The following is an 8,163-nucleotide window of genomic DNA, read 5'->3' as shown; positions in this document are numbered from 1 at the left end:
GTGCCGCGATGGGCCGCGCAGCGGCCCCAGGCTCCCAGCATCGAACGCGGGGCTCCAGCTACCGCGCCTGGGTCACCCGATCCACCAGGTACACCAGCCCGTGATAATCGATGCCACTGTGGGTCGACAAGCCAATCTCACAGGTGCGGCTGGTAGAAATACCCTCACCACAGTACTGCACGGCATCCTTCAGGCTGCGCAAGGCATGGGCATTGAGCTCCGGGGTGGTGAAGCCCTTGTCGCCAGCAAACCCGCAGCAATGAATGCCTTCCGGTATCACCACCTGGGTGCTGCACCGCCGCGCCAGGTCGATCAGGGCCTGGCTTTCGCCCAAGTGCTGCGTACTGCAGGTCACATGCACCGCCACCGGTTCATCCTGCGGGGTGAAGGTGAGCCGGTCGACCAGGTGCGTGCGGATGAAACGCACGGGGTCGTACAGGTCCAAACGGGTATCCCCCAGGTCCTGGACCAGGCGCAACGTGCAGGGGCTGGTGTCGCAATAGATCGGGTCCAGGCCGCCACGGCTGGCGTGCAGCAAGGCATTGATCAGCTCCTGGCGCTTGTGTTCAGCCTGCTCGGGGTAGCCTTTGGAAGCGAAGGGCTGGCCGCAGCACAGGCTTTCGGCATTCTCCGGGAAGACGACCTGATACCCCGCTTTCTCCAACAGGCTGCGGGTCTTGTCCAGCAACGAGCTCTGCTCGCGATCGGCATACGCAGGGCCCATGACCTTGGACACGCAGGCAGCCAGGTAGACCACGCGCGGGCGCGGGTCGTTGCTCGCCTCACCTACGCGCACAGGGCGCAGAGGCTGGGGCATCGCCGGGGTCCAGCGGGGCACGCGGCCTTTGCTGGTCTTGCTCAGGGCGGCGCTCAAGCGGTTAAGACGAGGCGCGCCCAGTAGCTTGCGCGCTGTATTGGCGGCGGTCAGGGACAGGCGCGCGCCGCCCATGGCCGTCTTGAAGTGTTCGGCCAACCAGTCGGCGGCCTTGCCATGTTCGGCCGCCTGGGCGCGCAGCTTCTTGACCAGCTCGCCGGTGTTGATGCCCACCGGGCAGCGCTGGGCACACAGCCCCGTGGCAGCGCAGGTGTCCATGCCCTGGTACTGGAAGGTGTCGCGCAGGGCGCGGGTATCCTGGCCGTTGCGTTCCTTGGCCTGGATATCCCGCCACATGACGATGCGCTGGCGCGGGCTGAGGGTCAGCCCCTTGGACGGGCACACCGGCTCGCAGAAACCGCATTCGATGCACTTGTCGACGATTGCGTCGGCAGCCGGCAGCGGCTTGAGGTGCTTGAGGTGAATGGCCGGGTCTTCGCTGAGCACCACATCAGGGTTGAGAATGCCGTTAGGGTCGAGCAGGCGCTTGAGCTGCCACATCAGCTGGTAGGCATCATGCCCCCATTCGAGCGCCACGAAGGGCGCCATGTTGCGGCCGGTGCCGTGCTCGGCCTTGAGCGAGCCGCCGAACTCCACGGCCACCAACTGCGCCACGTCGTCCATGAAAGCCTGGTAGCGAGCCACTTCCTCGGCGCTGTTGAAACCCTGGGTGAAGACAAAGTGCAGGTTGCCTTCCAGCGCATGGCCGAAAATGATCGCCTCGTCGTAGCGGTGCTGGTCGAACAGCTGGATCAGGCGGTTGACGCCCTCGGCCAGTTGCTCGACGGGGAAGGTGACGTCTTCGATGATGACCGTGGTGCCGGTCTGGCGCACGGCGCCCACGGCGGGGAAGGTGTCCTTGCGGATCTTCCACAGCTGGTTGTACACCACCGGGTCTTCGCTGAAATCCACTTGCTGTTCCAGGGGGAACTCGGCAATCGAGGCCATCACCTGGTGCACCTGCTCGTGCAGCAGGGTCTGGCTGGCGGCGCGGGATTCGATCAACAGCGCGCAGGCATTGGCCGACAGGCCCTTGACCCACACCGGCATGCCGGCCATGTCCTGCACCGAGCGCAGGCTGCGCCGGTCCAGCAACTCCACCGCCGACACGGGCTGGCGCTTGAGGATCGGCACGGCGCGGCAGCAGCTTTCGACACTGGGGAACACCAGCAGGGCGCTGGCCTTGTGTGGGTGGTCAGGCACGGTGTCGTAGGTCACCGCGCTGATGAAACCCAGGGTGCCCTCGGAGCCGACCAGCAGGTGCTGCAGGATGTCGAGCGGCTGGTCGAAATCCACCAGGGCATTGAGCGACAGGCCAGTGGTGTTCTTGAGCCGGTACTTGTGCCGGATGCGCTCGGCCAGGGCCGTGTTGGCGCGGGTCTCCCGGCCCAGGCGGGCGAGGGCGTCGAGCAAGGGGGCGTGGCTTTTCTGGAAGGCCGCGACGCTGGCCGGGTCCTCGCTGTCCAGGCAGGTGCCGTCGGCCAGCACCAGGCGCAGGCCGGCCAGGGTGTGGTAGGTGTTCTGCGCCGTGCCGCAGCACATGCCGCTGGCGTTGTTGGCGACGATGCCGCCAATCTTGCAAGCATTGATCGAGGCGGGGTCCGGGCCGATCTTGCGCCCGAACGGCGCCAGCCAGGCATTGGCCTGGGCGCCGATGACACCCGGCTGCAGCCTGATCTGCTCGCCCTGGCCGCGCACCTCGCGCCCGTTCCAGTTATCGCCCAGCACGATCAGGACCGAATCGCTGATGGCCTGGCCGGACAAGCTGGTGCCGGCAGCGCGGAAGGTGATGGGCACTCGCTCGCGCTGGGCCAGCTTGATCAGGCCGACCACCTCGGCTTCGGACTCCACGCGCACCACCAGCTTGGGGATCAGGCGATAGAAGCTGGCATCGGTGCCGAAGGCCAGGGTAGAGGTCGGGTCGTCGAAGCGACGCTCGGCAGGTATCAGGCGCTCGGCATCGCGCAGAAACGCAGCAGGCAGGCTCATGCAGTCTCCTCGCGGGGCCGCGACGTCTGGTGCGGCGCGTGCCCCGGTAATCAGGCGTTGTTTCAGGCAGGCGCTCAGGCGCCCAGTTCGCGTACCAGCGAGTCGCGGGTGATCTCGCCGATGGACTTGGTGCCGGTCAGCACCATGGCCACGCGCATTTCTTTCTCGAACAGCTCCAGCAGGTTCTTCACCCCCGCCTGGCCATGAACTGCCAGGGCATACAGGAAGGCCCGGCCGATCAGCACGGTGTCCGCGCCCAGGGCGATCATGCGCACCACGTCCAGGCCGCTGCGAATGCCGGAGTCAGCCAGGATCTTCAGGTCGCCCTTCACCGCGTCGGCAATCGCCGGCAAGGCGCGGGCACTGGACAGTACGCCGTCGAGCTGGCGGCCACCGTGGTTGGACACGACGATGCCGTCGGCGCCGAACTTGACCGCATCGCGGGCATCGTCGGCGTCGAGGATGCCTTTGATGATCATCGGGCCGTCCCAGAACTCGCGGATCCACTCCAGGTCGCGCCAGGAAATGGACGGGTCGAAGTTGTTGGCCAGCCAGCCGATGTAGTCGGCCAGGCCGGTGGGGTTGCCCCGGTAGGTGGAGATGTTGCCCAGGTCGTGCGGGCGGCCCATGACGCCCACGTCCCATGCCCACTGCGGGTGGGTCATGGCTTGCAGCATACGCCGCAGCGGGCCGTTCTTGCCGCTCATGCCCGAGTGGGCATCACGGTAGCGGGCGCCGGGAGTAGGCATGTCGACGGTGAACACCAGGGTGCGAACGCCGGCGGCCTTGGCGCGCTCCAGGGCATTGCGCATGAAGCCGCGGTCCTTGAGCACGTACAGCTGGAACCACATCGGCCTGTCGATGGCCGGGGCCACTTCTTCGATGGGGCAGACCGAAACGGTGGACATCGTGAACGGGATGCCGTGGGCGGCCGCCGCACGGGCCGCCTGCACTTCGCCACGACGGGCGTACATGCCGGTCAGGCCGACCGGGGCTAGGGCCACGGGCATGCTCAGGGTTTCACCGAACAGCTCGGTCTGCAGGCTGAGTTCGGACATGTTCTTCAGCACGCGCTGGCGCAGGGCGATGCTGGCCAGGTCCGAAACGTTGTGGCGCAGCGTGTACTCGGCGTAGGCGCCGCCGTCGGCATAGTGGAACAAGAAGGGCGGCAACTTGCGTTGGGCGGCGGCGCGGTAATCGGTAGAGGCAGAAATGATCATGGGCTCTCGCAGCTTGGCAGGTGAGTAAGGCCGGGCAATGTGGGCTGCCCGGCCCCTTTCACTTTAGTGATGAACCAGCATGCCGGTCAGCCAGTAGGCCTGCACCAAGGTGATCAGGCCGACGATGGTGGCGAAGAACAGGCTGTGCTTGACGGTGAAGCGGAACAGGTCGGACTCCTTGCCCACAAGGCCGGTGGCGGCGCACGCCACGGCGATCGACTGCGGCGAGATCATCTTGCCGGTCACGCCGCCGCTGGTGTTGGCTGCAACCAGCAGGGTGTCGTTCACGCCGATCTGGTGTGCGGTGGTGGCTTGCAACGAGCTGAACAGGGCATTGGAGGAGGTGTCCGAACCGGTCAGGAACACCCCCAGCCAGCCCAGGAACGGCGAGAAGAACGGGAACGCTGCGCCGGTGCCAGCCAGTACCAGGGCCATGGTCGAGGACATGCCGGAGTAGTTGGTCACGAAAGCGAAGGCCAGCACCATGCCAATGGACAGGATGGGCCAGCGCAGCTCGTACAGGGTTTCCTTGAAAGTGGTCAGACCAGTTTTGAGGTTGATCTTGAGCACGGCCATGGAGATCAGCGCCGACAGGAAAATCGCGGTGCCTGTGGCAGAAATCGGGTCGAGCTTGAACACGGCCGGCATGGCCGTAGGCGCGGCCACGATGGGGGCGGTCTTGATCACCAGTTGGTCGAGGTGCGGGATGGCGAAGTTGAACACGAAGTTGTACATCGCACCGCCCGGGGCGAACGCGGCCTTGAAGGGCTTGAGGGTCCAGATCGTGACCAGCACCGTGAGAATCAGGAACGGCGACCAGGCTTTGAAGATTTCACCCAGGCTGTAGGGGCTTGGCTGGCTGCCACCGGTTTGCACCACGGCCGCGCCAACGCTGCCAGTGGCCGCTGCGAACGAGCGCTTGGGCTGCCACACTTTCAGGAACAGGGTCAGGGCGATCAGGCTGGCCAGGGCCGAGGTGATGTCCGGCAGTTCCGGGCCGATGAAGTTCGAGGTGAAGTACTGGGTGACGGCGAAGCTCAGGCCGGCCACCAGGGCTGCGGGCCAGGTTTCTTTCACGCCGCGCAGGCCGTCCATCATGAACACCAGCCAGAAAGGCACGAACAGCGACAGCAACGGCAGCTGGCGACCGGTCATGGCGCCGATGTGGAAGGCGTCGATGCCGGTGACCTGGCCTGCCACGATGATCGGGATGCCCAGCGCGCCGAAAGCGACCGGTGCGGTGTTGGCGATCAGGCACAGGCCTGCGGCGTACAGCGGGTTGAAGCCAAGGCCCACCAGCAGCGCGGCGGTGATCGCTACCGGCGCACCAAAGCCGGCCGCCCCTTCCAGGAAGGCGCCGAAGCAGAAACCGATCAGCAGCACCTGCAAGCGCTGGTCGTCGGTGATCGACAGCACCGAGCTGCGGATCACCTCGAACTGGCCGCTCTTGACCGTGAGTTTGTACAGGAACACGGCCGCGACGATGATCCAGGCGATGGGCCACAGACCATAGAGGAAGCCGTAGCCGGCAGCGGCCAGGGCCATGTCGACAGGCATCTTGAAGGCGAAGATCGCCACCAGGATCGACAGACCCAAGGTGATGCTGCCGGCGACGTGGCCTTTGAGGCGGAAGACGGCCAGGGCCAGGAAGAAGAATACGATGGGGATGACCGCCGCCAGGGCGGACAGGCCGAGACTGCCCAGCGGGCTGTAGAGTTGTTGCCAGGTTTGCATATGGGGTGGCCCCTAATTGTTGTTGGTCATGCGCTGGCCCTGGATAATTGGTAAGACCAATTTACAATGGCTCGCCGCTAGGTTAAAAGCGCACACGGGGGTGTGTCAATTTGTCCGAGGCAGCACTTTGGTCGAATGCCGATAAGTGGGCAGGTGATGTGGCATGAAAAACGAGCGCTGGTGGGTGTCGGCCGGCTGTGGATCGGCGAGAATGGATGCCCCGGATATCAGCCGGGATTCGTGGAGAGCGTGTGATGGTTTTTGATCAGGTCCGCCAGCGGCGCCTGTCCGACGACATTGTCGATCGGTTGGAAGGGATGATTCTGGAAGGCACGTTGACGTCGGGCCAGCGGCTGCCGGCCGAACGCGTGCTGGCCGAGCAGTTCGGGGTGTCACGCCCGTCGTTGCGCGAAGCGATCCAGAAGCTGGTGGCCAAGGGCTTGCTGGTCAGCAAGCAGGGCGGCGGCAACTATGTGGCGCAGTCGCTGGGCTCCACGTTCAGCGACCCGTTGTTGCAACTGCTCGAACACAGCCCCCAGGCGCAACACGACCTGCTGGAGTTCCGCCACACCCTGGAGGCGTCTTGTGCCTATTACGCTGCCCAGCGCGCCACTGCACCCGACCGGGCTCGCTTGAAGGAGGCGTTCGACGTGCTGCAGGACTGCTATGCGCGGGCAGGGGAGGTCACACGGGCCGAAGAAGGCGCCGCCGATGCGCGTTTTCACCTGGCCATTGCCGAGGCCAGTCACAATGCCGTGCTGCTGCATACCATCCGCGGGTTGTTCGACTTGCTCAAGCGCAACGTGGTCACCAACATCGGGGGCATGTACCAGCAACGCAGCGAAACGCGCGACATGCTGATCAGCCAGCACCGGGAGTTGTACTTGGCGATTGTCGAAGGTCGGGCCGAGGATGCGCGGGAGGTGTCCAGCCGGCACATTCTGTACGTGCAGGAGGTGCTTGAAGAGGCGCACGAAGAGGCGCAGCGGGTCGCGCGGGCGGAGCGGCGCAACGGGCACTGAGGGTATTTGTGCAGGCGAGTGTGCGCGTGAACAGCAGGCCGCTGCGGGCGACGTGCTGTTCACGGCAGGTACACATCCCTTTGAGGAACAGATCGGGCAACTAGCTGCCCGTATCATCACTCGGCGGGGAAGGGGGCAAACGTTAGTCTTCCTTGCCCTTGTTACGTACGGCCCGCTGCAGCTCGCGGTTGGAATCACGTTCGCGCACGGTATCGCGCTTGTCGTATTCCTTCTTGCCCTTGCCCAGTGCGATTTCGCACTTGATCAGGTGCTTGCTCCAGTACAGCGCCAATGCCACGCAGGTATAACCCTTCTGCGCCACGGCCGCTTCCAGGCGCTCGAGCTCACGCTTGTTGAGCAGCAGCTTGCGGGTGCGGATAGGGTCTGCGATGACGTGGGTGCTGGCGGTGGTCAGCGGGGTGATGTGGCTGCCGAACAGCCAGGCCTCACCGTCCTTGAGCAGCACGTAGCTGTCAACGAGGTGCGCCTTGCCGGCTCGCAGGCTTTTTACTTCCCAGCCGGACAGGACCAGCCCGGCCTCGAACTTGTGCTCGATGAAGTAATCGTGTCGCGCTTTCTTGTTCTGCGCGATGGTCCCGGTCGGATGTTTTTTTTGCTTAGCCATAGGGACGGCATTATAGGCAAGTCCGCGCGTCGTCCGCTATGGGATTTCTGCGTGCTTGAGCCACTGGAATGAATACCGGACAATACCTGCACTGTCATAGGTACAGAACCTGTAATCGGAATGCTGCGAAGCACCGCCACCCAGCCTTGGAAGTGACGCCTGGATGACTACCCATATTCAACGCTCCGCCCTGCTGCCATACCCCGCCCAGGCCTTGTACGACCTGGTAAACGATGTGGCCAGCTACCCGGACTTCTTGCCCTGGTGTTCCGACTCGACGGTGCTCGAAGCCAGCGAAACCCACATGCGTGCCAAGCTCGAGGTGGCCAAAGGCGGTATCAGCCAGCACTTCGTTACCCGTAATGTGCTGGTGCCGGGGCAATCCATCGAGATGAACCTGGAGGAGGGGCCGTTCTCTCAGCTGCACGGCATCTGGGTGTTCAAGCCCTTGGGTGAGAAGGCCTGCAAGATCAGCCTGGACTTGTCGTTCGACTATGCCGGCTCATTGGTGCGCGCCACCTTGGGGCCGCTGTTCAATCAGGCCGCCAATACCCTGGTGGATGCGTTTTGCGAGCGTGCCAAGCAGTTGTACGCTGCTTCCTAAGGGTTGCAATCGAGGTATGGCCACACTCAAGTGGCAGGGAGCGGTGACGCTTGATTGAAAGCGTCTCTTGCAGCAATGAAAAAGCCCGGACATTG

General features: G+C 64.3%; 6 protein-coding genes. 2 read left to right on the top strand and 4 right to left on the bottom strand.

Annotation, left to right across the window (positions count from 1 at the left end):
* Positions 1–58 precede the first annotated feature (58 nt).
* The 3 genes from ACF8R3_RS05260 to ACF8R3_RS05250 form a co-directional block, all read right to left on the bottom strand.
* A complete protein-coding gene (locus ACF8R3_RS05260) occupies positions 59–2,863 on the bottom strand; it encodes an FAD-binding and (Fe-S)-binding domain-containing protein (RefSeq protein ID WP_392515098.1) in 2,805 nt (934 codons plus the stop codon).
* 74 nt (positions 2,864–2,937) lie between these two features.
* The gene (lldD, locus tag ACF8R3_RS05255) at positions 2,938–4,083 is read right to left on the bottom strand and encodes an FMN-dependent L-lactate dehydrogenase LldD (RefSeq protein WP_100850852.1); all 1,146 of its coding nucleotides are present in this window, start codon (positions 4,081–4,083) and stop codon (positions 2,938–2,940) included.
* A 63-nt stretch (positions 4,084–4,146) separates the two neighbouring features.
* Complete coding sequence (locus ACF8R3_RS05250) at positions 4,147–5,817, bottom strand: lactate permease LctP family transporter (RefSeq protein WP_058604770.1); 1,671 nt, start codon at positions 5,815–5,817, stop codon at positions 4,147–4,149.
* A 254-nt stretch (positions 5,818–6,071) separates the two neighbouring features.
* Between ACF8R3_RS05250 and ACF8R3_RS05245 the strand changes: the two genes are divergently transcribed.
* Complete coding sequence (locus ACF8R3_RS05245) at positions 6,072–6,839, top strand: FCD domain-containing protein (RefSeq protein ID WP_058604769.1); 768 nt, start codon at positions 6,072–6,074, stop codon at positions 6,837–6,839.
* Positions 6,840–6,981: 142 nt separating this feature from the next.
* Here ACF8R3_RS05245 and smpB read toward each other — a convergent pair whose 3' ends face one another.
* Positions 6,982–7,464, bottom strand: coding sequence for an SsrA-binding protein SmpB (gene smpB, locus ACF8R3_RS05240; RefSeq protein ID WP_023533119.1), 483 nt, complete (start codon positions 7,462–7,464; stop codon positions 6,982–6,984).
* A gap of 163 nt (positions 7,465–7,627) precedes the next feature.
* On the opposite strand from smpB, the gene ACF8R3_RS05235 reads away from it, so the two are divergent.
* A complete protein-coding gene (locus tag ACF8R3_RS05235; RefSeq protein WP_023533169.1) occupies positions 7,628–8,068 on the top strand; it encodes a type II toxin-antitoxin system RatA family toxin in 441 nt (146 codons plus the stop codon).
* Positions 8,069–8,163 lie beyond the last annotated feature (95 nt).

Source organism: Pseudomonas sp. FYR_7 (assembly GCF_043106155.1).
In the GTDB taxonomy this organism is placed as follows: domain Bacteria; phylum Pseudomonadota; class Gammaproteobacteria; order Pseudomonadales; family Pseudomonadaceae; genus Aquipseudomonas; species Aquipseudomonas parafulva_B.
The sequence above is the reverse complement of the archived record's forward strand: the minus strand, read 5'-3'. Positions and strand labels throughout refer to the sequence as shown.